This is a genomic window from Kitasatospora putterlickiae (assembly GCF_039527695.1).
GTDB lineage: Bacteria > Actinomycetota > Actinomycetes > Streptomycetales > Streptomycetaceae > Kitasatospora > Kitasatospora putterlickiae.
Genome location: NZ_BAAAKJ010000128.1, coordinates 334 through 1,354, shown reverse-complemented (window position 1 = coordinate 1,354; position 1,021 = coordinate 334). Strand labels below are relative to the sequence as shown.

The window sequence follows — 1,021 nt, the reverse complement described above, 5'->3', positions numbered from 1 at the left end:
GGGCCGGCCCACCGCAGGCCGCTGCGGCCTCCAGCCCGTCCGGGCTCTGCGTGCCGGGCCGGTTGCCGCCGAAGCAGTTGGCGGGGTCGACCGAGGCCAGCACCAGATCCGCGCCGTTGCCGTCCACCTGGTTGCCCTCGACCCGGTTGCCGCTCGCCGGATGGCCCGCCGGGTCGGTGACGATCACCCCGGCCGCGCGGTTGCCCCGGACCAGGTTGCGCTCCACCCGGTTCTCGGTCCCGCCGCCGATCCCGATGCCGATCCCGAAACCGCCGTCCGCCTGCTGGGGCGAGTCGGCGGCGTTGTTGTCGACGACCACGTTGCCCGCGATCACCGCGCCGTGCTGCGGGGCCAGCGCCTCCAGGTCGTTGGAGTTCACCGTGACGCCCACCCGGTTGCCCGCCACCCGGTTGCCCAGGATCGACAGGCCGTCCGAGGCGTTGGTCAGCTCGACGCCGACCGCGTTGCGCTCCACCGTGTTGCCGCGCACCAGGGTGTCGCAGGGCTTGCACTGGCCGACGTAGATGCCGGAGTCGGCGTGCCCGGAGGCGTAGGACTCCTCGATCACCCCGGCGCGGGCGTCGAAGGCGTAGATGCCGTACAGGCCGTTGTTGTACGCCGTCACCCGGGTCGCCCGGAAGCCCTGCACGGGCGGGAACCGGGCGGTGTCCAGCGGATCGTACGCCGAGCCGCCCGCGCCGCGCTGCTGCAGCTTCTCGTCGGTGACGCCGGTGAACAGCACGCCGTTGGCCAGGTAGCCGTGCACGGTGAGGTTCTCCACCACCGTGCCGGGGCCGGTGGCGGTGATGCCGTTGGCCAGCTTCAGCCCGCCGTCGAAGACGACCGTGGAGCGGTCCGTGCCGCGCAGCACGATGTCGCGCTTGGCGACGCGCACGCTCTCGCGGTAGGTGCCGGGAGCGATCAGCACCGTGTCGCCGTCGCGGGCGACGTCCACGGCCTTCTGGACGGTCGGGAAGTCCTCCGGGACGCGGACCACGTTCCCGGCCGGGTGCTTGGCGTC

1 protein-coding gene is annotated in these 1,021 nt (G+C 73.2%); it reads right to left on the bottom strand.

Annotated features, from left to right (window positions below; genetic code table 11):
- On the bottom strand, nt 1-1,021 hold a 1,021-nt coding region (locus ABD308_RS13515; protein ID WP_344333068.1), incomplete at both ends, for a right-handed parallel beta-helix repeat-containing protein.